The 24,739-nt window shown below is 55.9% G+C and carries 24 protein-coding genes and 1 pseudogene; 5 read left to right on the top strand and 20 right to left on the bottom strand.

Annotated elements, in window-relative coordinates; translation table 11 throughout:
• Positions 1 to 29: 29 nt before the first annotated feature.
• From HMPREF2609_RS01975 to ppa, 4 genes are all read right to left on the bottom strand, one after another.
• Entirely contained in the window at positions 30 to 257 is a 228-nt protein-coding gene (locus tag HMPREF2609_RS01975) for a helix-turn-helix transcriptional regulator (protein ID WP_004005772.1), read from the bottom strand.
• A 265-nt stretch (positions 258 to 522) separates the two neighbouring features.
• The gene (locus HMPREF2609_RS01970; protein WP_141745254.1) at positions 523 to 1,155 is read right to left on the bottom strand and encodes a hypothetical protein; all 633 of its coding nucleotides are present in this window, start codon (positions 1,153 to 1,155) and stop codon (positions 523 to 525) included.
• 41 nt (positions 1,156 to 1,196) lie between these two features.
• Positions 1,197 to 1,913, bottom strand: coding sequence for a hypothetical protein (locus HMPREF2609_RS11070; protein ID WP_239664769.1), 717 nt, complete (start codon positions 1,911 to 1,913; stop codon positions 1,197 to 1,199).
• An 817-nt stretch (positions 1,914 to 2,730) separates the two neighbouring features.
• Positions 2,731 to 3,216, bottom strand: a complete 486-nt coding sequence (gene ppa / locus HMPREF2609_RS01960) for an inorganic diphosphatase (RefSeq protein ID WP_004005776.1) — start codon at positions 3,214 to 3,216, stop codon at positions 2,731 to 2,733.
• A 234-nt stretch (positions 3,217 to 3,450) separates the two neighbouring features.
• On the opposite strand from ppa, the gene dacB reads away from it, so the two are divergent.
• From dacB to HMPREF2609_RS01945, 3 genes are all read left to right on the top strand, one after another.
• On the top strand, positions 3,451 to 5,082 hold the full coding sequence (dacB, locus tag HMPREF2609_RS01955) for a D-alanyl-D-alanine carboxypeptidase/D-alanyl-D-alanine endopeptidase (RefSeq protein WP_246825533.1): 1,632 nt from the start codon (positions 3,451 to 3,453) through the stop codon (positions 5,080 to 5,082).
• Between the two features lie 133 nt (positions 5,083 to 5,215).
• A complete protein-coding gene (locus tag HMPREF2609_RS01950) occupies positions 5,216 to 7,969 on the top strand; it encodes a DEAD/DEAH box helicase (RefSeq protein WP_070534729.1) in 2,754 nt (917 codons plus the stop codon).
• A gap of 154 nt (positions 7,970 to 8,123) precedes the next feature.
• Positions 8,124 to 8,741 (top strand): recombinase RecJ, encoded by a 618-nt coding sequence (locus HMPREF2609_RS01945; protein ID WP_070450618.1) that lies wholly within the window; start codon positions 8,124 to 8,126, stop codon positions 8,739 to 8,741.
• A gap of 72 nt (positions 8,742 to 8,813) precedes the next feature.
• Here HMPREF2609_RS01945 and HMPREF2609_RS01940 read toward each other — a convergent pair whose 3' ends face one another.
• Entirely contained in the window at positions 8,814 to 9,038 is a 225-nt protein-coding gene (locus tag HMPREF2609_RS01940; protein ID WP_048753294.1) for a hypothetical protein, read from the bottom strand.
• 162 nt (positions 9,039 to 9,200) lie between these two features.
• Between HMPREF2609_RS01940 and HMPREF2609_RS10750 the strand changes: the two genes are divergently transcribed.
• Entirely contained in the window at positions 9,201 to 9,767 is a 567-nt protein-coding gene (locus tag HMPREF2609_RS10750) for a hypothetical protein (protein ID WP_070534726.1), read from the top strand.
• Here HMPREF2609_RS10750 and HMPREF2609_RS10490 read toward each other — a convergent pair.
• Positions 9,709 to 10,116 (bottom strand): thiol-disulfide oxidoreductase DCC family protein, encoded by a 408-nt coding sequence (locus HMPREF2609_RS10490; protein WP_083296671.1) that lies wholly within the window; start codon positions 10,114 to 10,116, stop codon positions 9,709 to 9,711. The two genes, HMPREF2609_RS10750 and HMPREF2609_RS10490, sit on opposite strands and share 59 nt — an antisense overlap.
• A 126-nt stretch (positions 10,117 to 10,242) precedes the next feature.
• Between HMPREF2609_RS10490 and HMPREF2609_RS01930 the strand changes: the two genes are divergently transcribed.
• Entirely contained in the window at positions 10,243 to 10,959 is a 717-nt protein-coding gene (locus HMPREF2609_RS01930) for a metal-dependent transcriptional regulator (protein WP_070534810.1), read from the top strand.
• Between the two features lie 131 nt (positions 10,960 to 11,090).
• On the opposite strand, the gene HMPREF2609_RS01925 is transcribed toward HMPREF2609_RS01930, so the two are convergent.
• The 14 genes and pseudogenes from HMPREF2609_RS01925 to HMPREF2609_RS01865 all read right to left on the bottom strand — a co-directional run bounded on the left by HMPREF2609_RS01925 (position 11,091) and on the right by HMPREF2609_RS01865 (position 24,516).
• Positions 11,091 to 11,960, bottom strand: a complete 870-nt coding sequence (locus tag HMPREF2609_RS01925; RefSeq protein WP_070534725.1) for a metal ABC transporter permease — start codon at positions 11,958 to 11,960, stop codon at positions 11,091 to 11,093.
• A 1-nt stretch (position 11,961) separates the two neighbouring features.
• Positions 11,962 to 12,738: a metal ABC transporter ATP-binding protein gene (locus HMPREF2609_RS01920; RefSeq protein ID WP_048753283.1), complete on the bottom strand. Its 777-nt coding sequence runs from the start codon at positions 12,736 to 12,738 to the stop codon at positions 11,962 to 11,964.
• A 139-nt stretch (positions 12,739 to 12,877) separates the two neighbouring features.
• Complete coding sequence (locus HMPREF2609_RS01915) at positions 12,878 to 13,774, bottom strand: metal ABC transporter substrate-binding protein (RefSeq protein WP_168162145.1); 897 nt, start codon at positions 13,772 to 13,774, stop codon at positions 12,878 to 12,880.
• A gap of 411 nt (positions 13,775 to 14,185) precedes the next feature.
• Entirely contained in the window at positions 14,186 to 14,392 is a 207-nt protein-coding gene (locus tag HMPREF2609_RS01910; RefSeq protein WP_048755328.1) for a hypothetical protein, read from the bottom strand.
• A 23-nt stretch (positions 14,393 to 14,415) separates the two neighbouring features.
• Positions 14,416 to 14,625: a hypothetical protein gene (locus HMPREF2609_RS01905; RefSeq protein WP_070534721.1), complete on the bottom strand. Its 210-nt coding sequence runs from the start codon at positions 14,623 to 14,625 to the stop codon at positions 14,416 to 14,418.
• A gap of 54 nt (positions 14,626 to 14,679) precedes the next feature.
• Positions 14,680 to 15,213, bottom strand: a complete 534-nt coding sequence (locus HMPREF2609_RS01900; protein ID WP_141745253.1) for a TrbC/VirB2 family protein — start codon at positions 15,211 to 15,213, stop codon at positions 14,680 to 14,682.
• Positions 15,214 to 15,354: 141 nt separating this feature from the next.
• Positions 15,355 to 16,230 carry an alpha/beta fold hydrolase gene (locus HMPREF2609_RS01895; protein WP_070534717.1) on the bottom strand — a complete coding sequence of 292 codons (876 nt, stop codon included), beginning with the start codon at positions 16,228 to 16,230 and terminating at the stop codon, positions 15,355 to 15,357.
• Between the two features lie 29 nt (positions 16,231 to 16,259).
• On the bottom strand, positions 16,260 to 17,063 hold the full coding sequence (locus tag HMPREF2609_RS01890) for an exodeoxyribonuclease III (protein WP_070534808.1): 804 nt from the start codon (positions 17,061 to 17,063) through the stop codon (positions 16,260 to 16,262).
• A gap of 287 nt (positions 17,064 to 17,350) precedes the next feature.
• Positions 17,351 to 18,337, bottom strand: a complete 987-nt coding sequence (locus HMPREF2609_RS01885; protein WP_070534715.1) for a bile acid:sodium symporter family protein — start codon at positions 18,335 to 18,337, stop codon at positions 17,351 to 17,353.
• A gap of 99 nt (positions 18,338 to 18,436) precedes the next feature.
• Entirely contained in the window at positions 18,437 to 20,041 is a 1,605-nt protein-coding gene (locus HMPREF2609_RS01880) for a M48 family metallopeptidase (protein ID WP_141745252.1), read from the bottom strand.
• Positions 20,042 to 20,317: 276 nt separating this feature from the next.
• Positions 20,318 to 20,563: pseudogene (locus HMPREF2609_RS10485) on the bottom strand (transposase family protein); the annotation flags it as partial.
• Positions 20,564 to 20,655: 92 nt separating this feature from the next.
• On the bottom strand, positions 20,656 to 20,892 hold the full coding sequence (locus tag HMPREF2609_RS01875) for a hypothetical protein (protein WP_037236103.1): 237 nt from the start codon (positions 20,890 to 20,892) through the stop codon (positions 20,656 to 20,658).
• Between the two features lie 1,260 nt (positions 20,893 to 22,152).
• Entirely contained in the window at positions 22,153 to 23,286 is a 1,134-nt protein-coding gene (locus HMPREF2609_RS01870) for an acetate/propionate family kinase (protein ID WP_070534804.1), read from the bottom strand.
• A gap of 138 nt (positions 23,287 to 23,424) precedes the next feature.
• Positions 23,425 to 24,516, bottom strand: coding sequence for a diacylglycerol/lipid kinase family protein (locus HMPREF2609_RS01865; RefSeq protein ID WP_070534714.1), 1,092 nt, complete (start codon positions 24,514 to 24,516; stop codon positions 23,425 to 23,427).
• Between the last annotated feature and the right edge of the window lie 223 nt (positions 24,517 to 24,739).

The raw sequence follows: 24,739 nt of genomic DNA, 5'->3' as shown, positions 1-24,739 counted from the left end.
TATAGATGTCTGCTCTGAGGAGTCCTGGATTAGGCATGATCTGCACCTTCTACAACGAGGTATATACCCAGCACTTCAGCGGTTTTGAGCACAGACCCAAAAGATGGTCCCGGCTTACCACGTTCAATATCACGAATCGTTTTATCGCTTACACCCACCATATAGGAAAGTTCCAGCTGGGTGAGCCGTTCTTCCTTACGGATGCGCCGCACTCGCTGCCCGAAGTTCTGAGCAAACTCTTCTGCATGAAAAGCCATCGTGTGTGCGGCATGATGGCCGCATCCCCCTCAAAAATACGAATAATAGTTCGGTTTTTAAGAATTTTACACCGCAGGGAGACTAAAAATACAGTAAATACGAACTATTTTTCGGAAAAATTTTGAGGTTCTCTAGATGAGAAGACACTCATACACAAGTGGGAGTGGTTTCTTTATTTGGGAACACTTAAGGTGCTCCCAAATAAAGAAACCGCTCCCGAAACATGCAGATGCACTAGCAGGTGCAGCGTAAGAAAGAAGCGAGCTAGGAACGCCTCTCGTCATGATCAAGAGGCATACGATAACGATTACTTGGCAGGAACAGATCCTTGACCGCAGGGTCATCAACCTCAGCGCTCTTCTGCATCGTCTCAGCACGCTCCTGCGCAGCCTCACCAAACATCTCACGAGTCATCTGCTTGGTCTGCTCAATCTTGCTGCGCACCTCTGTCCGAGTGAAACCAGGCTTCCAGGGCTTAAACCGTGCCGCGTAGGCCAGATAGAAAACTAAAGCACAGACCCCCACCATTACTGCCTTACCTATATCTTGAGTTACTACCAGTGCCACAACCAAGTACACCGGTGGAGGCACTAAGATTTCGTATGCAGCAAACAGCCTCCCTCCTGGAGAGGGGTGCTGTGCACGCACCACTAACGGACGCTGCACCAATGTGAGTATTAGCGGGAAGATGAGGTAAGAAATCAGCACGATCTTAGTCGCCTGATCCCCTGAGAGAGACAAAGCAGAGAACCCTAAGGCGGAGACAACAGCCCCAGCACCAAGAATCAGCAGAAATACGCAAAATACTTCGAGCAGACGCCATATAAAACTACCCATCAACGCAGCGCTCAGCGGTACATACTCTGGGTGATCCGGCGTATACTGACTACTCTTCATATACGTATCCCTTCCCGCATTCTCAACGTTTTGGAGTATTTTCACCGCGTATACGGAAGCGCTCCTCGTTTTTCATAATCGAGGGGTATACGGTAGCGATTAGTCGGCAGAAATAGGTTCTTAATAGCTGGGTCATCAACATCAGCGTACTTCTGCATAACCTCAGCACGCTCCTGCATCATCCCGGCGTACTCCTGCGCGATATCGCCCACCAGTTCGCGGGTCATCCGTTTAGTCTCTTGAATTTTGTGACGCACTTGGGTACGCGTTAAACCAGGCTTCCAGGGCTTAAGCCACGCCGCGTAAATCAGATAGAAAACTAAGGCACAGGAACCTACTGTTGCCGCCTTGCCTACCTCCTGAAACATCCCTAGTGTTACCGCCAGATACACCAGGGGCGGCGCTAAGATATCGCATGCAGCAAATAGCAGTCCTCCCGGAGAGGGATGCTGCGCACGCACAACCAACGGACGCTGAGCTAACGTGAGTACTAGCGGGAAGATGAGGTAGGAAATCCATACGATACCAGCGATCTGCAGCCGCGGAAGAGACAGCGCAGAAAGCTTTGAAGCTGGCGCAACAGCCCGAGCACCGAGAATCACGAAAAAGACACAGAACGATTCGAAAAAACCACTGAAGTAACCACCCTTCAGTGCACTCGTCAGCGCTACATACTCTGGATGATCCGGCGTATACTGACGCTCCTTCGTGCGCCCTCCACGCAACATAGACACGCTGCCCCAGACGAGCGATGCCATATAAAGTTGCGAAGATAGCCTCTGGAAGACAGGCTGAGGTAACTCCCTCAAGGGTGAGTATTGCTTCCCAAGGATTTGCGGCGCATTCACCGCCCTCATTGACAAGGTCCTCTGACGGATAGTGTTCCCTGTACCAGACACACTATTCCCAAGCCAATTCGTTTTTCGGCTCAACCCAATGGCTTTAATATATTCCGTTATTGTCCCGACTAGGGCTGAAGCGCGCGTTCGCAGGGCGACAACGGGCCTAGTTTTGCCGATAGTGCCATACGACGTATTGCTTACATTTTTGATATCAAGAACCTTGCGCATTACGTTCGGAGCAGTAGACCACGCAGCAACATCAGCACCCGCGAAAATCGCAGAAACCCCTGCTGTGGCAGTTAAACGAATGGCATTTCGACAATCACATACCAAGCCTTTCATTTATACTCCTCACCACGACATATCCATTTCAAGGACGTCATATGCTGCAAATTTCCTGGTGCACAACAAACTCTTAATTAAGAAATACATAATGCTATATCGCGTGCGGATACCCAGATTATGGGCTAATTATCCGTCTCTGCATGCATATAAAAGATTTAATGAACAGCGTATTATTTCCCACACTATACGTTCACGTAGCGCAGTGCAACGACAATAAAATTAATTTTTAATAAAGCTCCTCGGGAAAACTGCGGCTCCATAATAGCAACCACAAGAACCGCTCTTGCCCCCCCTAATACAAACGGGAGCGGTTTCTTCATGCGGGAGCAAATAAAGTGCTCCCGAATGAAGAAACCGCTCCCGATGTTAACAGGAACGCGAGTAAGGCCTAGTGACCTTCAGCGGCGAAGCGGTCGATCGCCTCCTGAACCATCTTCTCTGCCGCGGCGATGTCGTCCCAGCCTTCGCCCTTCACCCATTTGCCGGGTTCCAGATCCTTGTAGCGCTCGAAGAAGTGCTGAATCTCGGCCTTGAGCTGCTCGGGCACATCCGCCAGCGACTTGATGTGATCGTAGCGCTTATCGGTGGGCACGCACAGCACCTTCGCATCGCCCCCAGCCTCGTCGGTCATGTTAAAGACGGCAACCGGGCGAGCCTCTACGATCACCCCGGGAACAATATCAACGTCTAGAACCAACATGGCGTCCAGCGGATCGCCATCCTCGCCGAGTGTGTTCTCAAAGTAGCCGTATGCGGTGGGGTACTGCATTGAGGTGAACAGCACGCGATCTAGATACAGACGACCGGTTTCGTGGTCTATCTCGTACTTCACACGGGAGCCGCGGGGGATTTCAATCGTGACGTCGAGTTCCATGGGAACCTCTTTCTATGAATGTAAGCCTCTGCACCGCGCATCAAGGCGGCGAACAACTCCCCCATTGTACCCCCTGAACGCGTGCACAACACCCATTCAATGCCACAAAAATCGTGCTTTCGATACGTTGCCGTGAACATCACCGCGCTATTCCAGGCGGGCTGGTAGCGTGCAGTCCTCGCGATGCGTGTAACCGGCTCGGTATTTCGCGGCGGAATTCGTTATGCTCTTAAGATGCGTTCACCCCAACCGATAAACACCCCGTTCACTCGCCGCGCCCTGCTCGGTGCAGCACCCACGCTATTCCTTGCCGCATGCTCAAACCCAAGCGGCGGGCAGTCGCAGAGCGGTACCGCATCCATAACCCCGTCGGTCACACCCACGCCGACCCCCACTCCGGTACTGGATGCCCAGCAGCTTCAAGACCTGAAAGCCCGGATTGATAAGCTCTTTCAGGAGCGCACCTACCCCGCCCATTCCATGCTCGTGACCGCCCTCGACGGCACGCGCGAGCTCTACGCGGATGCCCCGGATACCCCGCGCCTGCCCGCCTCGAACATGAAGATTCTGACCTATTTTGCGCTCGTGCAGACCGCCCCGGAACGCACTTTCACAACCTCGGTGGCGCAGGGTAAAAATGGGCTGTTTCTGGTGGCAGGCGGCGATACTCTGCTCGTGGAAGGAGCCACGGAACCGGCCACCGCGGATTCACCGACGATGCGCGCCGGGCTGAGCACGCTCGCTGCGGATACCGTGCAGCAGATGAACGAACGCAAGGTCGCGCACGGCACCTTCCCCGTCTACCTCGACACCACGATCTACACGGGTTCCGCGACTAACCCCGGCTGGGAGCCCGGCGACCTCGAATCCGGGCAGATCACCCCGATTAACCCGATCGCACTGGCCTCGCACACCGTACCCGGGCAGTCCACCCCCGACAAACCGGCACGCCCGCAAGACGCCGGAATCGCCGCCCTAGAAGCGTTCGTGAAGGTGCTCAATAAGGCGAGTGAAGAGCATGCAGAGGTCAAAGCAGGGTACGTATTTACGGTTGCCGACCGCCGCCCCCGTGAGGCCGATGCCGAGCAGATCGCCCAGATTCAGTCGGCATCCGCGCTCGATCAGGCCTTTGTGATGATGCTAGAGTCCGATAATGTGCTCGCCGAGGTGCTGGGGCGCAATATGGCGATCGCTGCGGGGCGTGAAGGCAGCGCATCCGAGGCACAGAAACTTGTGCGCGAAAAACTGCAGGAGGCGAAGATTTCGGTTACCGGGTTGGTGCAGGCGGATGTGAGCGGTATGTCCCTGCAGAACCGGGTGACGGCACGCACCCTGGCGCAAACCTTGGGGGCGTTAGCGGCGCATCCGAAGCATGACGAGCTTGAGCGCAGATTCCCGGTTGCGGGTGTTTCGGGTACGCTCAAGGATCGTTTTAGCGGAGAAGCGAATAAGTATGCGCGCGGGCATGTGGCGGCAAAGACCGGCACGCTGTTCACGGCCATTTCGTTATCGGGGTATGCGACCCGCCCAGACGGCACACGCCTGATTTTCGTGAGTCTGCTCAACGACGTCGGCGGTGCGGAGGCTCTGCCCGGCGCGAAGGATACGGTCGATAGCGCCGCGGCGATCGTGGCGGCACGTACCGAACCGCCCGCGAACCCCACGGGAACGCCCGCACCTTCGGGCTCACAGGTACCGGGCTCATCCTCGGCTCCCGATGCTACAGGTTCGGGTTCCGCCCCGAATGCCTCGCAGGCCCCGGATGGTTCGTCTTCCGCTTCGCCCGCCGGTGGCAGCGCGCCGCAGGAGGATGCGCCCTCCCAGGCAGTGGGTCAAAATCCAGCCGAGGTTCCCAGCTCGCAGTAGAGCACGAATATGCAAAGTATTGTATATTTATCTGACTGCCGAGTATATCCGAGGGCATACAGCAGCCACGCATCACAAGCACTTTTGCGGTTATCCGCGCATATTCACTCACCCCGTTCCGAAGGATAGTTTCGTGTCTTCACCCTCTGCCGCATCCGTGCCCGACGATCTGCCGAGAGTCGCCGTTACGGAGCTTTTGCGTGTTCACCACTGCGAGACGGCGCTCTACGCCGATTTTTCGCGGCATACGGCAGGCACCCGGGAGAACGAACACGACACCACCGCGAGCGAGCTCTCTCATGTCGTGCGTAGTGATAGCGGCGCGCCCCAGTTAAACCCAGAAGTCGTGGCACTCCTGGAGGCGGCACAGGCTTCATGCGGCGCGGGTACGGGGAATTCGGCGGCTGACGAGGTGGAAATACGCACCGCGCAGGGCACGGAACGCTACCCGCTCGCGCGGCTGATCCCGGTGCTGGAAACCCTCACGGAACGCTACGAATTTTTGCGCGCATCATGGCGAGCGGGTATGGCACTCGCCGATATTCCCGATCTGCTGAGCTGCGGTGACTGCCCAGCGTGTGCGGCACGTGCGGAGGCCGAAGCTGGCGCATCCGAAACGCTTGACGAACCCGAGCTCGTCCCTCATAGCAGCGATGATTCAGACGAAGAATCCTGGGCGGATTCCGGTGACTCCGCGGCGGAATCGACGTTTGAGGGCATTCCCGCGAAGGCACAGCATCCGTACCGGGTGCGTCCTGCCGCCCCTGCCGACGACGATGAAGAGTATGCTCAGCTTGAGCGCCTGCGGGAACGCCTTGCCGAGCTCGAAAAGCAAAACCATAAAAATCGGGGGCTATCTGCCGAAAATACCCGGTTGGCGATGCTCCTCTCCGGAGTCGATTTCTATCGCCGCGAAAAGGCACCATTTTGGCGGGATCATCTGCGCCGCCTGCACGAGCCCTACGAGAATTGGGCGAATACGCGCAATTGCGTGATTTTCGAGAATGTTGAGACCGCAACCGATTGGGAGCGCGTGCGCGGGGCGAAAATGCGTACTCTGCGTGCGGTCGCCACCCTGGCGGATTCGCACACTCTCAAGGCCGACGATACCGGGCATTATCTGCTTTATAGTGCCGACGATGCGCCTGCGAAGGCATACGAAAGCATCGATTCCCAGGTGGAGGCGTTTCGCGCGACTAACCCGCAGGCTCGCGTACCAGACACACTGCATAGACTCGGGTTTTTCGGGGCAAAAATTATGTCTCTCGAACCGTATAAGGAACCGGGCGAACCCGCAGAGGGCGCTACTTTGGCGACAGGTGGCGGGCAGCGTGTTGTGATGGTAGTTGCCGAGCGCATCCGCGTGAACGATGAAGAACATGCGGCTTTCCCGCTGGGGCTCACCCCGGGCGCACCCGTGACAACGAAGCAGCTAGAGGCGGCGCTTATGCACGTAGCGGTCGAGGCTGAAGACTCGATCCCCAACATTGCCGCGACCGGGACGCTTGACCTTATCGAACGCCGCCCGCCGCGGCTCAAAACCCGCGAGAGCCTGCCCCAAGAGACGGAGTTTTCTCACGCCGAGCTGCCCACTGTTGAGGCGGTACTCGCGGCGGTTCGTGACCTTGACCGTTCCTATGTGGCGGTTCAAGGTCCGCCCGGGTCAGGTAAGACTTTCTTGGGATCGCAGGTGATCGCCAGGTTGGTTGCGGCGGGCGCAAAAGTGGGCGTGGTGGCGCAGTCTCACGCCGTCGTGGAAAATATGCTGACCGCGTGCCTGGAACGTAACCTGTTTCCCGCCGAGTGGGTGATGCGCGCCAAGGGCAAATCTCAGCTCCCCAATTACCCCTGGGTTGAGGTCAGTGATAAAGATCTGACCGCTTTATTAGACAAATCCGGCGGGTCTGGCGGCGAAAAATCCGGCACCGGAACTTCGCCCGGCGTTCTTTTTGGCGGGACCGCCTGGGATTTTGCGAACCCGAACCGGATTCCTGAGGGCTCGCTCGACCTGCTCGTTATTGACGAAGCCGGGCAGTTCTCGCTCGCCAACACCCTAGCAGTTGGAAGAGCCGCGCGGAATCTGCTTCTGCTGGGCGATCCGCAGCAGCTGCCGCAGGTGGCGGTGGGTGAGCATCCGTACCCGCTGGATACCTCGGCGCTGGGTTGGCTGTCCGGCGGGCAATCGGTACTGCCCGCTGCATTCGGTTATTTTCTGCAAGTCACCTGGCGTATGCACCCGCAGCTGTGCGCACCGGTTTCCACACTATCCTATGGCGGGAAGCTGCACTCGGCAGCGGCGGCGAGCGAGCGCATCCTCAAGGTTCCTGCACGGGAAGAATCCGTTCTGCCCGCCGAACCCGGGCTTTACATGTACGGCGTTCACCACGAGCACTGCACCGTACGTTCCGAAGTAGAGGCGGCAGCCGTCGCGCGCCTAGCGGGCGAGTTCGTGGGTGCTTTATGGACTCCCGGGGCGAATCAGCCTGCACGCGAGCTCACCGGCGAAGATATTGTGGTGGTCGCCGCCTATAACGCACAGGTCGATACGATTGCGGAGCATCTGCGCCACGCCGGGCTTCTGGATGCGGACGGTCACGGCGTGCGCGTAGGGACCGTTGATAAGTTTCAGGGTCAGCAGGCGCCGGTGACGATCGTGTCAATGGCCTCCTCAAATGCCGGAATATCGGGGCGAGGCGCAGAATTTCTGCTCTCCCCTAACCGCCTGAACGTGGCGCTCTCACGCGGGCAGTGGTGTTCCGTGCTGGTCGCATCCGACAGCCTGCACCGGTTCGTGCCGCAGAGCATCCCCGAACTCTTGGCGTTGGGCGGATACCTGGGTTTGGTACGCTCCGCCGCCGCCTGGGGATCACCCGCATTCGAGTGCTGACAAGGCATATTAGACAGTTTTATGCGGCGCGCCCGGTCATCGGTGCCAAATCCGGCGCGATTGTGAGAAACAGCATCGCCCGGGCGTGCTTGCCCATGGCAACCCGTGCTGCGAAACCCTATCAAAACCTGAGGCGCTCAGGCATAATGGAGGGGTGTTCGTGTTAACCTTCATCCAACGTTCCCCCCAGGTTTCATTGCCTGCGCTTCTCGACAAGCTCTCCAAGCTCAACCCCCGAGTTGAATTCGCACAAACCTATCCGGACGAAATTCAGGGTGCTTTCGAGAGTTCCGCAGACGCCCTGCAGGCGGCCCTATATGCTTCGCGCGAGCAGGGATTCTGGGTTGGCATCGGAGTTGGCGAGCTGCGCATTCCCCGATTCGCCGGGGCACTGGGAACGGTCAGCACGAACGACTGCACCGGCGACGCCCTCGAATTCTCACGGCTCGCCGTGGAGGCGGCACGCACCGGCGCCCCCGCCCGCGGTATTGCGGTATCGGCACACAATCGCGCAGTCGCAGACATGGCTTCGGGGCTCACACGCCTGCTGTATCGGGTATGTTCCGACCGTACCGAGGCCGAATGGCGGGTCGTCGATCTGCTGGTTCCCGGGGTCCGCGGGCAACAGCGGGCAGTTGCACAGGCGCTCGGCATTACCACCCAGGCGGTCAGCCGCACGCTCATGCGCTCGCTCTGGCACGAAGAGCAGGCGGCACGCCCGGCGGTACTCGACCTGCTCAACCGGTTGGATTCTGCCAGCCCGACAAAATAAAACGATGAGGTCATCCAGATTATCTGGATGACCTCACTACGTTATGCAGGTATAAACCTCAATATTGATAATCTACCGATTAAAAATATTACGAATCGGATTCACCACCGTTGTCCACCAAGGCTGTGGAGAATCTTGAAACTTGCTTTGCTGACGTTCTTTGACCTGCTGAGAAATGCTTCGCCGTAGCTCACCAACTTCGGTATCTACGACCTTCTTATAATCAGAACGTAAACGTGCAGGTTTTCCATTGCGCATGACGGAGTTATATAGTCCTTCAGCAGTGTGAGTACTCATAGCACGTTCCCTTCCCTCATCATTAGTTATCTCAGTTTACCGTGTTCGGCTCACTGTTGGAAGTATCTTTATTTAGTATAGATTTAGTAAAACCTTCACGCCCAGACCAATGTATGATAACCTCTAAATTAGTTATGATTTCAATTATAGATAGGAGCAATCTTGAAAACACAATCTACAAAGAATCGCCGTGAGATAACAGGAGAAAATATAAAAGGGTGGTTTACAAACTTTATCACTTTTATATTTGCCATAGTTATATTAGGCGTGCCAATATCCATGGTATTTATTGGATTTACAGTCATTACATCATTCATTATTAAATTTATCTCTGTCCTAGCTCCGCCCCTTACAGATAAAATTACAGGGATTGACTGGAATGGCCCTATTATAAACGCTTTATCTGCAATTCTAGTAGGATCAGTTGCTAGTGCAATTGCTTGGAATACAAACAAAAATCGCTCCAAGGAAGCTGCAAACACCGAGTTTTGCAACCAGATGCAATGGGCGTTAGACCACATGAGCAATGGAGAAAATGAACTACAATATAGATACGCTACTTTAATAATTGATAACTATGCAAATAACCCACCCAAGTATCTACTAAATGAATATCAGGAAATTGCAAAAAATCTAGCAGTTGCATATAAAAAATCAAGAAATCATATGGCTACAGGTCAAAGGCAGGTTTCCATACGCACGAAGAAGTATACCCCAAGCGAGAGGTAAGGCGAGAAATCTGTGCCCGATGCCCCGCCACCAAACGGTACGCTCGGTGCGCGACGGGCCGCATCGGCGGGTTCAACAGGAGAACCCCGGCGGCACGCAGGAACTTGCCACGCAGCGTCGCATCCGAGAACGTGCGCAGGGTCAGAGCGATCGCATCCGAACCGTAGATGATCTGCCCAGCATCGTTAATGAACGGCAAGGCGTGGGCGAAACGGCGCGCATCCACGCGGTACTGCACAAGATTTTTAGGCGTTCCAGGCAAAATACGCGCCCTCGGTTCGAGGCGACGCAGCAGATTCGCGCTCGCGGTGCAGAAACCGCAATCGGGGTCGTACAGAAGAACGCTCATGACCCCATCCTAACCGAGACTACCCACGCGCGAGCAGATAGCAATTCGTTATCTTTTCGTCGAAATACTATCTGCTCGCAGTCAGAAAAGGCACACCCGAACCCGAACTTCGGTAAACTTATCCTTATGCCCCTGTCAGAACTATCTGTGAGCACCCAGAACTACCTCAAAGCCATCTGGTCACTTGAAGAGTGGACGGAAGCTCCCGCGACCGCATCCGCTCTAGCCGAACGTATGGGGCTGCGGGTTTCCTCGGTCTCAGACGGGCTCAAACGACTTGCGGCGGCCGATCTGATCGATCATCAGCGCTACGGCGCCATCGAACTCACCCCGCTGGGGCGCACCTATGCGGTCGCCATGATCCGCCGCCACCGCCTGATCGAAACTTTCCTAGTGGAAACTCTGGGTTACACCTGGGACCGTGTGCATGACGAAGCCGAGGTGCTCGAACATGCGGTATCTGATTTCATGATTGAGCGTATCGATGCGATTCTGGACCATCCTACGCGCGATCCGCACGGCGACCCTATTCCGGATGCGTCCGGGCGTATCTCATTCCCGCAGACCGTTCCGCTTACCCAGTGCGAGCCCGGCGAGCGCGTAATTTTGGAGCGGATCACCGATTCCGACCCGAAGCTGCTGCGCTATCTGCAGGATCACGGTTTTGTTCCCGGCGCGCGTTTACTTCTTGAAGAGGGCGCCCCCTTTTCGGAGGCGGTTAATGTGCGGGTTCTCGCGCACGCCAATCATTCTGATGCTCCTGCCGCTCAAAACCCGAATTCGAGCGCTATACCCTTAGGAACCGCCGCAGCGGCTGGGCTTTTCGTCTCTCGCTCGTCATAGCTTTGCCTCGGTAATTTTGCCTTGGGGCTCGGGTGTCGGATGCCTTATAAGGGTCAGTGGGTGGCGGCTTGCGCCCGGGAGAGCCTTGACCGCCGGGTGAACTCATGATCCCGCGCGAATCTGCCGCAAACCTAGGCTTCTGCCTGTTCTGCCGGGCGGCGTGCCGCGCGCATCCGTCCCAGAATTCCGTAGCGCGGGGCGAATATATACACGGTCAAGAAAATAATGCCCTGGGTAACGACCACGGCACCGCCGGGGGAAATATCCAGGTGGTAGCTGCTATAAAGCCCCACGAGTGTGCCCAGCATCGACACTCCGACCGATACCGCGAGCATTGGCGTGAAACGGTCGGTGAGCAGACGCGCGGTCGATCCAGGAATCACAAGCATGGCGACTACGAGCACAACTCCCACGATCTGCAGCGCCACCACGCTCGTGAGCGCCAGCATCACCAGAAGCAGCGCGCCAAGAGCCCTGGGGCGCAGCCCGATAGCGTGCGCGAACCCGCGGTCGAAGGCGTACAGAATAAAATCGCGGCGTTTAATAAGCAGGACACCCGCCACGATGACGGCGAGAATAGCTACCTGCCAGACATCCGGCCAGGATACGCCCAGCACGTTCCCGAAAAGAATATGGTTCAGGTCGGTGCTTGAGGGTGTCACTGAAACCAGTACGAGCCCGAGCGCAAAAAGAGTTGTGAAGACAATGCCGATAGCGGCGTCCTCACGCACGCGCCCGCTGCGCTGTACCGCGCCGATTAGGGTGACGGCCACGAGTGCGGCGATCACAGCCCCTACGGCAAAGGGGACTCCCGCAATATAGGCGAGCACCACGCCGGGCAGTACCGCGTGCGAGATCGCATCGCCCATGAGTGACCAGCCGAGCATCACGAGCCAGCAGGAAAGCAGCGCGCAGACCACGGCGGCAATCACGGTAACGACCATGGCGCGCGTCATGAAGGGAAGGGTGAACGGTTCCACCAGGTAATCCAGAATGCTCATGCTATTCTCCCTTCTCATGCCGGGTCTGCTCGTCGGATGCGCCGCTATCGGCGCCCGCCTGAACCTGCATACCAAACGCCTGCACCAAATTTTCGGGGGCTAACACCGCCTGCGGGGTGTCGTGCATCAAAATCGTTTGACGCAGCAGCAGAGCATCATCGGCAAAAGCGCGTAAGGACGCCAAATCATGGGTTGAAACCAGCACGGTGGCACCCTCGCTGCGCATTTGTTTCAACACCTGAATGAGCATGGATTCTGACCTTTTATCCACTCCGGCGAAGGGCTCATCAAGTAATAGAAGCCGTGCACCCTGCGCTATCGCCCGCGCCACGAATGCCCGCTTGCGCTGCCCGCCCGAGAGTGCCCCGATTTGACGATGCGCAAGCTCGGTCAGCTCTACGCGCTCTAGGGCGTGCTCGACCGCCTGCTTATCGGTGGCACGCAGCCGACGGGTGATGCCCAGCCCGCGGTACCGCCCCATCGCCACAACCTCACGCACCGAGACGGGAAAGCTCCAGTCTATTTCTTCGCTCTGCGGCACATAGCTGACAATGCCGTTTTTACGCGCAAGGTATGGTTCTTTGCCCGCGATCTCCACGGTTCCGGTATGCGCGGGGATAACGCCCATGATGGCTTTGAAGAGGGTCGATTTTCCCGAACCGTTCATGCCGATCAGTCCGCATATACTCCCGGTACCAAGCTCGAAAGTAGTCTCGTACAGGGCGCGCACGGTTCCATAATGGACGCCCAAATTTTCGACTTTCAGCAGTGTTTCCATAGGTTTTGTATCCGACAAAATTTCGTTCGCGTACTTCTTCTGAGCCCCGCTCGTCATCCGTGACGGTGGGATGCGCCCCTCACCACGAACCGGCGGGGGGGCGCAGTATGCGGCGGCCTACTCTCCCGCCGCCGACCGGCTAAGATTGCTTGCCCGTCAGCCCCGCGACAATGGTGCGCGCATCGTGACGAATCATATCAAGATAGGTAGGGACTGGACCATTCGCCTCAGAGAGGGAATCGACATAAAGCACGCCGCCGAATTTGGCGCCGGTTGCATCCACGACCTGACGCATGGGATCATCCGAAACGGTAGACTCACAGAATACGGCGGGCACCTGGTTCTCGCGCACAAAATCAATGGTCGAGCTTAGCTGCGAGGGGGTTGCCTGCTGTTCAGAGTTCACCGCCCAAATGTATTTTTCCTTGAGACCGGCATCCGCCGCCAAGTATGAGAAAGCACCTTCGCAGGTTACGAGCGCCCGCTGATTCTCAGGCAGAACGCTAACATCGCGCACCAGCTCATCCTGAACCTGCTGCAGCTGTTTCTTATAGTTTTCCCCATTGGTGCGGTAATCATCGGCATGGGCGGGGTCAAGCTTACTGAATTCGCGCACCATATTGTCCACGTAAATCTGCACGTTCTTGGGGCTCATCCACGAATGTGGATTGGGTTTGCCGGCATAAGCGTCCTCGGCAATATTGATCGGCTGTACCCCCTCGCTCACGGTGGCGTGCGGGGCGTTAGAATCCTGCACAAACTTGGTAAACCAGCTTTCCAGGTTCAGCCCGTTGTCGAGCACCAAATCAGCATCATGCGCCTTCTTAATATCGCTGGGAGTAGGTTCATACTCGTGAATCTCGGTGCCGGGTTTGGTCAGCGATTCGACATTCAGGTGATCACCCGCAACGTTTTTAGCGATGTCCGCCAGCACGGTGAAGGTGGTGAGCACAGTCTTCTTTTCTTCTTGCTTCCCCGCCGAAGTGCAGGCGCTGAGCAGAAGCACAAGGATACTGGCCAGGGCTATCCCCAGCATGAGAAAACGGCGCGGATGTGCGGTACTTACAGTGTTAGCGTTCGCACCGTGACGGTGCGCAGTGAATACGGTTGTCATGATTTCGCTTTCTTATGCTGCGGATGCATTACCCTGCTGACCTGTAGGGATCGCCTCCGACTCATTGAGGCTTCGTACCTAGGTGTCGATCTTCCTCGATAAACCGGTGCGAAACAGGGTAATTTAACAATAGTTCGCCTTGCCGAACTTTTCAACTGAGGTTACACGTGTTTAATCACACGCCCTGGCGAACCTTATCCGATGTGTGGGTGTTCAGGCTATGGTTTAGCGAGCCAAGATGCGAGTTTGCTGACTGAATCTATGCGCATAAAAATACCCGCACGATGCGTCCTTGAGCGGGCAATCGTGCGGGTCTACGTATTCGGGATTCCGCTAAATATGGAACTTCTGATAGAACCAGCGGCGTATTGGGTTCATCGCCTGAATGCGCTCTAACTCGGCAATACGAGCCTTCATACCTGCAATGGCTTCTTTGGCTTCATTAATCTCACGTTGGTTACGCTGCAAAAAATCTTTGCGCTCCTCGGGAGTAAACGACTTAACGTCGCGGCGCTCACCACGATAAAAAACGGTCGTCAATTTTCTCCCTCAGCACTTTCAGCTTATGAAGAAGAACGCGAGCCTAAACGCCCGAGCAAACTATTCCAGAAACCCTTCTTAGGTTCAGCTTTAAGGCGTTCACGTTCCTTCACCTGACGTTCAATGTCTCGATAATTTTGTGCGATATAACCACGAAGAATCTCGTCTTGGTTTTCGACAGGACGTATGACGTTCCCGCCGTCAGCCGCTTTACGAATACTTATGACTGTCATAAGTAACTCCTTACATCCACTGCCCAGTAATATGCTACCTAGCATAAGGGTGTTCTAGCTATTATACTCTTGATCTGATTCATGCACTTCATCTGATGCAGGTGTATTTGGTGAAGTATCGTTGTATGCACGTGCTGGGATTACAATGCTGTCTTCCGGAACCTCTAGGGTCTTCTGAACCGCCTCTTGCAGGTCAGTGGCTATACCCCGATCGACTGAAGGAAGCCATTTAGGCGGCTGCTCTCCATATCGGTTAATAAGCAACATCGCAAAAAGTTGCTCATACGGTCTTTCTGCATTACCAACATGTTCTGCCGCCCACTGCATCTGGTCTCGAAAATCCGCACTCGCTGCTTCACGCATTCGGGCACGGTTAGTCCAGATTAAAATGCCAGCAGTTACCAATGCGCCTATAAGAGTCAGAAAACCAGCACTGTCACGAATAGTTTCTCGAAAGCTTTTCCACCAAGGATCATCTGAAGCCAGGGCAACCAACAAGACGATCACGAGAAAAATACTGAGTAGTACCCCAAGTACCACAAAAATAGTTCTATACCTGAATGCTTGGTTCCTATCGAGCTGATTCATGTACCACTCCCTCACTAACAGTAACTTCACCATAGCAAGGAGCAGTCGATGCATGTCGGCCTCTTCGTCACGGCCTCACAGGAGCATACGGTTCGCCCGTCAAAAAGTTTCGGTGCAGAATCCGGGGGGGGGGGAGACGGGTTACCCAGCCAGTTCTTCCCGCAGGGCGTTCGCCACAAATTCGGGCTTATCCAGCTGGCTGAATGCGTAGCTTTCCGGCACGGGAACCACGTGCGCATCCGGCATGCGGGTGGCTAAACGGCGCGCATTCTCGATCGGGAACAGCTTCGTGGTATCGGCCCACAAAAACAGGGTCGGGTGCTCAAACCGCTCCAAATCCCGCGCGGACTGCACCGTATATTTCGTAGAAATACCCTTCAGCACTTTCGCCAAATCACGGCGAACTCCGGCATCTTTCAGCGGCGCAATAATGCTATTCCACTCGGCGGCGTCAAGCTCGCGTTTCACTAGCCACCCAAAGGCAATCGGCAGGCGGCGCACCCACCCCAGATGCAGGGCTGCTCGGAGCGCCTGCATGGTTCCCGGAATGTACGCCACATACTGCAGGTAGCGTAACGGCAGGGGCAAGAAATTCTTCTCGGTATCGCACGAGAGCAGCACCAAGCGCTTGAGCCCTGCGGGTTCCCGCACCGCCGCCAGCTGAGAAACCACCCCGCCGGTATCGCTGCCAATGAGGGTAAACCCGTGCGGGCATAGCTGTTCTGCCGCTTCATTCACGGCCTGCGCCAGCTCGGCAACGGTAAGGGAAGCATCTTCTCGGGCGGGAATAGTGTGACTCCCCAAGGGAATATCGAGGGTTATACACCGAAAATCTTGTGAGAGGTTCTGCACCACTTCGCCCCAGACATCCGAATTTGTCAGCAGCCCGTGCACAAACAGCAGGGTCCTCTCGCCTGCGGCTTCACGGGAACCACCGTATTCACGCCAGCGAAGCTGACCGATTCGGGTTTCTACGATGCCCGTCACCACCGGTTCAGGGGTAAGGTTCCGGCTCATACTGTCTCCTCACATCACATGTTTAGCCTCTAGTCAGCAAGCTCAATCACCACGGGGGTGTGGTCGCTCGCGCCGTCCCCCTCGCGCTCTTCCCTATCGATCCAGGCGTTTTCCACACGGGCGGCGAGCGCCGGAGAGCACAGCTGAAAGTCGATGCGCATCCCCTCATTCTTCGAGAACCGCCCGGCTTTGTAGTCCCAGTAGGTGTACTCGCCCTGGGTGTAGGGGCGTACCGGATCGATGAGCCCTTCATCATTGAGCAGGGCATAGAAAGCCTCGCGTTCGGGGGCGGAAACGTGGGTGAGGTCGTTCTCACGGAAAAAGTCGATATCCCACACGTCGTTATCTTCGGGCGCCACATTCCAGTCGCCGACGAGCGCGAACTGTGCGGCGGGGTCGGCGCGCAGCCAGCCGTTGACGTTGGTGCGCAGCTGGCGCATCCACTCCATTTTGTACTCCATGTGCGGGTCGGTGAGCCCGCGCCCGTTCGGCACGTATAGACTCCAGATACGCACGCCGTTGCAGGTGGCGCCGATGGCCCGTGCCTCAATTTCGGCGGGGTCTCCGGGTTTTCCGAAGGCGGGTTGGTTCGGGAAGGTTCGTTCGACGTTGTCGAGCCCCACGCGGGATGCGATTGCTACCCCATTCCACTGGTTCAGCCCGTAATGCGCCACCTCGTACCCCAGGAATTCAAAGAGCTCGAAGGGGAAGGTTTCGTCCTTGGTTTTGGTTTCCTGTAGGGCGAGTACATCGACTTCGGTTTTATCGAGCCAGTCCTCGATGCGGTCGGCACGGGCGCGAATGGAGTTCACGTTCCAGGTAGCAATCTTCATGTACACCAGCTTACCGTGTGCGCCCTGCCAGGCAACGGTGAAAGTGTCGCCGGTAAATGACTCGGATCTGACGAGCCGCGCACCGCCCTTCCGAAGCGGGAGCGGAGAGCACTCTTTACACAGCATATTGGAAAAAACGGCCATTTCTTCCAATATGCCCCTGTGCAAAGGCCTGTAAATGGAAAAATCCGCTATTTTTTCCATTTACCTCAAATACGCATGACCTAAGGAACGCAGCTTCTTAAAGCATCGACTCTTTCCCCGAGCGAGTAACCGGGGGCAGTTTCTTATGGCTGTTCTACGCTCGCCCGACCCACCACATCCAAGGCGGCGTAGCGGGCGGAGAGCCACGTGCACATCATGAGCTGCACCTGGTGGAATACCATGAGCGGCAGCATCAGCAGCCCGAGCGAGCCCGACCCGAAAATAATGATCGCCATGGGAAGACCCGCCGCCAGCGATTTTTTCGACCCGCAGAACTGAATTGTGATGCGGTCCGCCCTGTTGAACTTCAGCCGCGCCGCCAGCCAGTCGGTCAGCCACAGCATCAGGGCCACCATCAGAATTGTCACTACAATCAGCAGCACGATCTGCCACCAGGCAACGCGAGTCCAAATCCCCTGCACCACGGATGCCGAAAACGCCGAGTACACAATCATCATGACCGAGAACTTATCGAGCCATTTTGTGGTGGGTTTCTTCGCAAACTCGCCCACCCAACGGCGCGTGAGCTGCCCCAGCACGAACGGTAAAAACAGCTGAATCGCAATGTCGAGAAAGACGCTGCCCGAAATTTCGATGTGGTCGCTGTGCATTAGGAGCATCGCTAACAGCGGGGTAGCCACTACCCCCACAATGCTTGACAGCGATGCGCTCACAATAGCGCCCGCCACGTTGCCGCCCGCGATAGAGGTAAACGCAATGGACGCCTGCACGGTAGAGGGTACGAGCGTGAGGAAAAGAATCCCCAGGTACAGCCCGTCGCCGAGCACAAACCTTAGGGGGAAAAGCGCCATCCCAAAGAGCGGAAAAATCACGAAAGTACAGGTCAGGATGAGGGCGTGCAGCCGCCAGTGTTTAAGCCCTGCGATCGCTTCGGATGTGGAAAGGCGCGCACCGTAGAGGTAAAACAGAAGCGCAACCGCGAACTTGGTACCGGTACTGAACCAATCTGCGAAGGTACCGCGGGCCGGGATGAGAATCGCAAGAATGACCGCGCAGATGAGCATGACGATCAGCGCGTCGGGTCGTTTTTTCGTGATTTTGGAGAGCACGTTCTTAATTAAAACGCGAGAAGCGGATTTTTGCCGATAAGGTGAGAAAATCCAGCCTTTTCGGTGAAAAATCCGCTTCTCGCAGGTGAAGGTCAGGAGCTAGTCAGAGGTGTTATTCCCCTGCTGATCCTGCTGTTTAGACCATTTTTGCTCGGGCTTCTGGTCATCAGCGGGCTTTATCGGATGATTCAGCGCCACGCCAGGCTTCGTGGCGTCCTCGGGAGGCCCGGAATGCGGCTGCTCAGGCTGCGGGGGTTGAGGTTGCCCCTGATTCGCTTGATCAGGTGCGGGCTGGTCAGCATCAAATTGCCCCGAACCGGACTGCCATGGCGCCTGCTGGTTCGGCATCGGCTGCCCGTATCCCGGCTGACCGGGCGCTGGCTGCATCGGATAACCGTACCCTGGCGCATATCCTGGCACACCCTGGCTGGCGGCATACTGTTCCCAACGGGCGGCGTAGGCGGCACGGGCCGCGCGAGCCTGCGCATCCTCCCAACCGGCAAAGAGCGTTCCCTGAATCTTGGGGGCATCCTGCGGGGCCGGATATGTCTTAACGGTGTTAAGGTTGTAGTCCTCCCACGCCGGCTTCTGCTCGTCCATGAACCCGGTTGCCTGAATCGGGTCAGGCCACTGGGCTGGCGGTTCTTGCGAAGGTATCAGGGAAGGAGGCGCACTCGGCGGGTTAAACCGCGGCCGCCAGAACAGACGCCCCGGCTCGTGTCGGTTGCGCAGCGCATGGGCGCGCCAGGTCAGTACCGGGTGGGTTGAGATAAGGTTGATAAGCCAAATCGCGAAGCCCTGGTCGTTCACGGCGCGGTCGGCAAATTCGTCGAAATTCACCTGCTGATTCAGGTATTTACCGGCTGTGAGCACCTTGATCGCGCCGGGTCCGCCTTCGGGGCAGTATCGGTACCCAAAGTTATCGGCGGTGTATTCCTGTGCGCGTGAAAGGGCCTGCCCCACCACGGGAATCCGCATGAAGGTTTGTGTGAAGAGAAGGCGGAAGTACCCCACGTGACCGGCAGCGATATGCCCGACCTCATGCCCAATAATAAAGCGAAGCGCCTGAGGGTCACGGCTCTGACCGCCGACCTCGAAGAGGTCAGAGTTGATGGCAATAAACCGGCGGAAACCATGCCCGGAGGCAAAGGCGTTCAGCACACCATTACCGCTCACCACATAGGCATCGGGAACACGGCGCAAACCCGCCGCATAGGCGGCCTCGGCAACCATGGCGTAAGCCTCAGGAAACTGCGTCGGCGAAATACGAATGCCGCGCACGCGCTGCTGTGCGTAGAAGAGGGCACGGGCGATCAGGATAACCAGGGGTGCCAGAATCAGTAGCGTAATCGCTTGTTCCGCATAGTCGTTAAAGACGCGCTCCGCGTAGCTCATCGTCGAGTATCGAGACGATGACGTCCATTCCAGGTCGTTATATCGGTCACGGCTTACGATCGTCTCAATAAAGAAGATGAGCAGCCCCAAGTACACGGCAAGGGTTACCGCATAGGCCGCCACCAGCCAGGGAATCTCGCCGGGGTGGCGCAGGGCGTTGAGCATCTTATGGGGTATTAACGATTGGTATCCCCAAAATTTCGGTTGGGGAAGCGGGCTCTGCGGGGTCTGCCGCTTATCCTCGGGCAGCCACCCCTGGCTCACGTCATTCGGCAGTGGAGGTTCAGCACCGGGCGTATGCTGACTCATGCGGTCTCCAAATCTCTCTAAGTACGTACTAGTTCAACTCTACCGCGTATGCCCTTTGATGCGGTGAATACACGCATACTAAATCCGGGAGTGGTAAGTTGCAGCGGGAGCGTGTTCCCCGCTCCCGCTGCAAGTTATCGCTCCCGGAATCCTCTGTGGTGTTTATCAAGGGGAATCCAAGCAACTATTTCGTGAGGGTTATTCATTTGGGTGGTTTTGTATCCAGAAAAACAGTGCCCGCACCACCGAGAACACTCTCCGGTACGAGGTGAGGGGTCAGCGGAAGATACTAGAGAGTACCCGCCAACACTTGAAGTGTGCGATCACGCGTTCGATGACGACCCGGTGGTGATTGATGTGCCGGTTCAGGTGTTTCTCGTCGTCGGTGAGTTCTCCGCCGGGTAGTGTCTTCACCGGGGTGATCAGGTCTAGTCCTTGGTAGCCCTTATCGGCCAGAGTATCGTGCGGGTCTAAGAATCTGTCCAATCCGTGCCACCGGTACGCAAACGTGTCGTGGTGTGCCCCGGGTACGGGGTCGGTTTTGGTATTTCACCATCATACGTGGACAAGAGGTTAGGCGGTTGGGGTGTTACACCCCTAATGAATAACCCTCCTTAATCCTCCTTTGACCTATTGGCGTTACGTATAGTCTCGTGCGCTCGTGAGCTATCGGAGTTTTTACTGAAGAGAGCCCAGATAAGCGAAATGAGGCCGATTACTGCGAATACGAGACCGACTTTCGCGGGGTCTACTACACCCCATGAAATATTCTGCATGGTTAGCCAGGCTCCTCCGCCTACGAGAATTGAGATGATGCTCCAGAAAATTTCTTTCGATTTTTCGGTTTTCATGATGCCTACCTTCCTTATGAAAAAGCTTTCATTCCTTAAATATAGGGGTAAGGAAAACATTTGTATATTGTCCGTTTGTAGGAACGTCTACATCCGAACGGAGGAGCTGACCATTCCTATCTCAGAGATAACCTCTTCAACTAGGGGCTGAATTGCGTTTTGCCACTCAACCACGTTTGCTGTAGTGGGCAGGTCTCCCCGTAGTGGATATGAACTAGCATGCCCAGCAACCCACCACTTTTTGAATCCGTTAGCTCGTTTGGTCTGGGGGTCGACTGGAATCTTTTGATCACTACCCTTAACACCGATTGGGCAGGTGAACGGAAGTCCTGGATTTCCGACGAAGGCTCCATGTATGTCTCTCCCCTAGAATTTACACCTCGTATTCCTTACACAAAATCCTGATAATGTTTTCGCTATAAATAATTTACACACCGCAGGCAAAGAAAATATAAATATTACTGCACCTAGCAAGTATTTACCAGTCCACTATTTTTATCATAAAGAAAAAAGGATGCCGCCATGAAAAATCATGACGGCATCCAAACTATACACATAAAACACCCTATACACATGTGTACAGTTCTAGCACGGATTTAGAAGGCACCAATCCCTATAAGATACCTTCGTGTGCAACGAGTCCCTTCAAGAACCTGAAGGCTTACAGAAAGCTCAAACCCCTGTTATTCCGCGGAATTATACTCATGAAACGTACAAGGTTTCATGGGAGGAACATACCGCGAGGGTTTTTCACACCGGAGGCCGCGAACATACATGCCCAAAGTCCTGCGACCCCAATTTTCTGCACCTCGTTGTATATGTCATCTAAGTGAGTGATAGATGTGATATACCTGTGCCAGCTTTGATACAAAGAATGCCAGCATTTCCCCACACAACCACGAATAGAGAATGCACACTATTCTTTGTATCTATTAGTTCATCCGCACAAAGCATTCTGAACTAAAACAACTATAGCAAATTTTATGATTTTAAGTAATTTAAATAATAAATAAAATAATGCGTCAAATATTATTTAGATATAAAGTTCAACATTTCCTCGCCTTACGCTTACTCTTGATGCCCTGCCCCTAGAGTTTTTGTCGCCCAAAGCCGCGTCTGTGCCTTCGTGCCAGCCTTGTGCCCGGCGCCCTCCCGCCCATGCTAAAAGGCTCTTGAGCGTGAATAAAGCACGGAAAATCTCGCTTATTCACAGTCAAGAGCCTTTAGCATCCCCGAAGGGAAGAAACGGAAACTACGGTGCTACGCGACGAGCTCCTCGGTAGCCTCGGCGATCGCCTTCTCCTCGTTGGTGGGGATGACGAACACGGCAATGCTCGAATCCTCGGTTGAGATCAGACGCGGTTCGGGGGAACGCTTCATGTTCTCTTCCTCGTTGTAGCGAATGCCCAACGGCGCCAGGCGGTCCAGCACCAGCTTGCGGAAGTCACCGGAATTCTCGCCAATACCTGCGGTGAAAATAAGCGCCTGCGCGCCGCCAACCACCAGGTTGTAGCCGCCGATGTACTTCATCAGACGGTATGCGGTCATGTCCAGAGCCAGCTGCGCACGCTCATCGCCCGACTGTGCAGACTCCACCACCTTACGCATATCGTTCGAACCCGCCAGTGCCAGCAGACCGGACTCCTTGTTGAGAATGGTATCCAGGCGTTCCGCATCGATCTCGGGGTCACGGGTGAGAATCGTGGTCAGCGCAGAGGGGTCAATATCGCCCGAACGGGTACCCATCACCAGACCAGCCAGCGGGGTGTAGCCCATCGACGTATCCACGGACTTGCCGCCCTTCACGGCAGTCACGGATGCGCCATTGCCCAAGTGCGCCACCACACCGTTAAATTCCTCGCGGGCAATACCAAGCATATCTGCGGCAACATGAGAGACATATTCATGGCTGGTGCCGTGGAAGCCGTAGCGACGAATACTGTACTTATCAGCCAGGTCATAAGGAATAGCGTAGCGCCAGGCGTGCTCGGGCATGGTCGAGTGGAACGCGGTATCGAACACGGCAACCTGCGGCAAATCTGGCCAAGTGTGGAAGGCAGCACGCATACCCTTCACGTGCGCGGGGTTGTGCAGAGGCGCAAGCGGTGAGAGCGCATCGATCTCGTCGATCACCTGCTCGTTGAGCAGCACGGGGTGGGTAAACTTCTCGGCCCCCTGCACCACGCGGTGACCGATAGCCTGCAGCTGACGGCCGTGCAGCACGCCTTCGAGTTTCTCAGCCATCATGTGCAGAGCGACTTCGTGGTCGGGAACGTCAGTGCCGATATTTTCGATAAGCCCTGAGGTAATCATTTGCTCGGCTTCAGGCGCAGAGGTGTCGCGCACCTGGTATTTGAGGGATGAGGAACCCGCGTTCACAACGAGGATAAGCATGAACTTCTCTTCTTTCTTGAAACAAACTTTCATATCATTTTCGCACTAAAAAGGTGTTTAAAGCGAGATAACCGGTGAAGACACCACATCAAAGAAGGTTAAGCCACATAAACACAGGCGCTCGGGCGGGTCGAGGTTCTAGGTTGTGAGCGCATCCGGGTGCACATTCACGCTGAGAGCGCTCGGCACGATGCGCGCCTGCAGCCTGATCGCCGAGGGTACTAAATCGCCGTCGACTTCAATAGGCTGGGCACCCGAAAGCATGTCCAGTGAAACCCGATGCCCCACATAATGGCGCATGACCGGCAGCGAGATGCGCGATGAACCGGGCAGGGCGCGGCGAACCACTTTTGCGGTCAGAAGACCCCATTCCAGGATGGTGCGCGGCGATACGATGATCACTTCGAGGTTGCCGTCATTAACCTCGGTAATATCGGTCAGCTGCAGTCCTCCCTGCAGCCGACCGCAATTGGCGATGAGAACCGAACGCGCACGTGCTTCGAAAGGTTCATCATCGTCGAGCTGTATTCTGACCTTGTGAGAGTGCCCGAAGATATGGTTCAGCCCGCTGTGCACGTAGGCTAACCAGCCGATACGCGCTTTAAGGTCTTCGTTGGCGTCGTTCATGACAAGCGCATCAAACCCCGCACCGCTCATCACGTAGAACATATGGTTGGTAACGTCGCCTTCCGCCGATTCGGCGCTCATGTCGATAGCATCGACCAACTGGTGCGTTCCGTTGAGCGCAATGTTAATGCAGGCGGCTATATCGGTGATAGGCAGGCGCAGGTTACGTGCCAGCAGGTTGCCTGTCCCTAACGGAATAATACCGAGCGTGACATCTTTGCCTCGGTTCCTGGCTTCTTGAATGGCGGCGGCGACCGCACGCACGGTTCCGTCCCCGCCGACCGCGAGCAGGGTGTCGACGCCCCGGTCGATCAGATCGCGAGCGGCTTGGGTGCCGGGTTCGTCGATACGGGTGGTACTCGCGAGGGCCGGTTTCCAGCGGTTAGCGACCACGGTACGTTCCAGAATATTAACTACCGCGTGGGTGCTCGACTTGCTGGGGTTATACACAATACCGACGTGCCGTTCTTGAGCGACGGGCAGGGTACTCCAGATTCCGAGGGGCGTAACGATGCGCTGCGCGTGCTTGCGAACACGCCGAGCAACCGCCGTGAGAGTCGCTGCCGCGGCGGATGCACCAACAAGGTTCCGAAAAAGGGACATATCTTTAGAGTACCGGGTGCAGCGATATTGAGTTTGCCAACACTGACGAAAAGCGCAGGTTTTAGAGAATCACCCAAATATTTGTCGGGTAAAGTTATTATTGCCCTCTTCGCAGGGTGGGTCCGCAGCACGCAATAGTAGATACATCCCTGCGTTGACTCCCGGGGCGGAGAGGGGGTGGGAAGGATGTCTTTCTATGAATTCATAGAAACGACCCAAGCAA

It is taken from the genome of Rothia sp. HMSC058E10, assembly GCF_001809415.1.
Classification (GTDB): domain Bacteria; phylum Actinomycetota; class Actinomycetes; order Actinomycetales; family Micrococcaceae; genus Rothia; species Rothia dentocariosa.
The sequence above is the reverse complement of the archived record's forward strand: the minus strand, read 5'-3'. Positions and strand labels throughout refer to the sequence as shown.

Excerpts from the sequence above, each read along its gene's own strand:
- HMPREF2609_RS01905 (WP_070534721.1), bottom strand. The coding sequence starts at position 14,625 with ATGACAGTCATAAGTATTCGTAAAGCGGCTGACGGCGGGAACGTCATA.
- HMPREF2609_RS01970 (WP_141745254.1), bottom strand. The coding sequence starts at position 1,155 with ATGAAGAGTAGTCAGTATACGCCGGATCACCCAGAGTATGTACCGCTG.
- HMPREF2609_RS01870 (WP_070534804.1), bottom strand. The coding sequence starts at position 23,286 with ATGCTTATCCTCGTTGTGAACGCGGGTTCCTCATCCCTCAAATACCAG.
- HMPREF2609_RS01875 (WP_037236103.1), bottom strand. The coding sequence starts at position 20,892 with ATGAAAACCGAAAAATCGAAAGAAATTTTCTGGAGCATCATCTCAATT.
- HMPREF2609_RS01890 (WP_070534808.1), bottom strand. The coding sequence starts at position 17,063 with ATGAAGATTGCTACCTGGAACGTGAACTCCATTCGCGCCCGTGCCGAC.
- HMPREF2609_RS01865 (WP_070534714.1), bottom strand. The coding sequence starts at position 24,516 with ATGTCCCTTTTTCGGAACCTTGTTGGTGCATCCGCCGCGGCAGCGACT.
- HMPREF2609_RS01880 (WP_141745252.1), bottom strand. The coding sequence starts at position 20,041 with ATGAGTCAGCATACGCCCGGTGCTGAACCTCCACTGCCGAATGACGTG.
- HMPREF2609_RS10490 (WP_083296671.1), bottom strand. The coding sequence starts at position 10,116 with ATGAGCGTTCTTCTGTACGACCCCGATTGCGGTTTCTGCACCGCGAGC.
- HMPREF2609_RS11070 (WP_239664769.1), bottom strand. The coding sequence starts at position 1,913 with ATGGCATCGCTCGTCTGGGGCAGCGTGTCTATGTTGCGTGGAGGGCGC.
- HMPREF2609_RS01915 (WP_168162145.1), bottom strand. The coding sequence starts at position 13,774 with ATGCTGGGGATAGCCCTGGCCAGTATCCTTGTGCTTCTGCTCAGCGCC.
- dacB (WP_246825533.1), top strand. The coding sequence starts at position 3,451 with ATGCGTTCACCCCAACCGATAAACACCCCGTTCACTCGCCGCGCCCTG.
- HMPREF2609_RS01925 (WP_070534725.1), bottom strand. The coding sequence starts at position 11,960 with ATGAGCATTCTGGATTACCTGGTGGAACCGTTCACCCTTCCCTTCATG.
- HMPREF2609_RS01900 (WP_141745253.1), bottom strand. The coding sequence starts at position 15,213 with ATGAATCAGCTCGATAGGAACCAAGCATTCAGGTATAGAACTATTTTT.
- HMPREF2609_RS01930 (WP_070534810.1), top strand. The coding sequence starts at position 10,243 with ATGCCCCTGTCAGAACTATCTGTGAGCACCCAGAACTACCTCAAAGCC.
- HMPREF2609_RS01940 (WP_048753294.1), bottom strand. The coding sequence starts at position 9,038 with ATGAGTACTCACACTGCTGAAGGACTATATAACTCCGTCATGCGCAAT.
- HMPREF2609_RS01895 (WP_070534717.1), bottom strand. The coding sequence starts at position 16,230 with ATGAGCCGGAACCTTACCCCTGAACCGGTGGTGACGGGCATCGTAGAA.
- HMPREF2609_RS01920 (WP_048753283.1), bottom strand. The coding sequence starts at position 12,738 with ATGGAAACACTGCTGAAAGTCGAAAATTTGGGCGTCCATTATGGAACC.
- ppa (WP_004005776.1), bottom strand. The coding sequence starts at position 3,216 with ATGGAACTCGACGTCACGATTGAAATCCCCCGCGGCTCCCGTGTGAAG.
- HMPREF2609_RS01975 (WP_004005772.1), bottom strand. The coding sequence starts at position 257 with ATGGCTTTTCATGCAGAAGAGTTTGCTCAGAACTTCGGGCAGCGAGTG.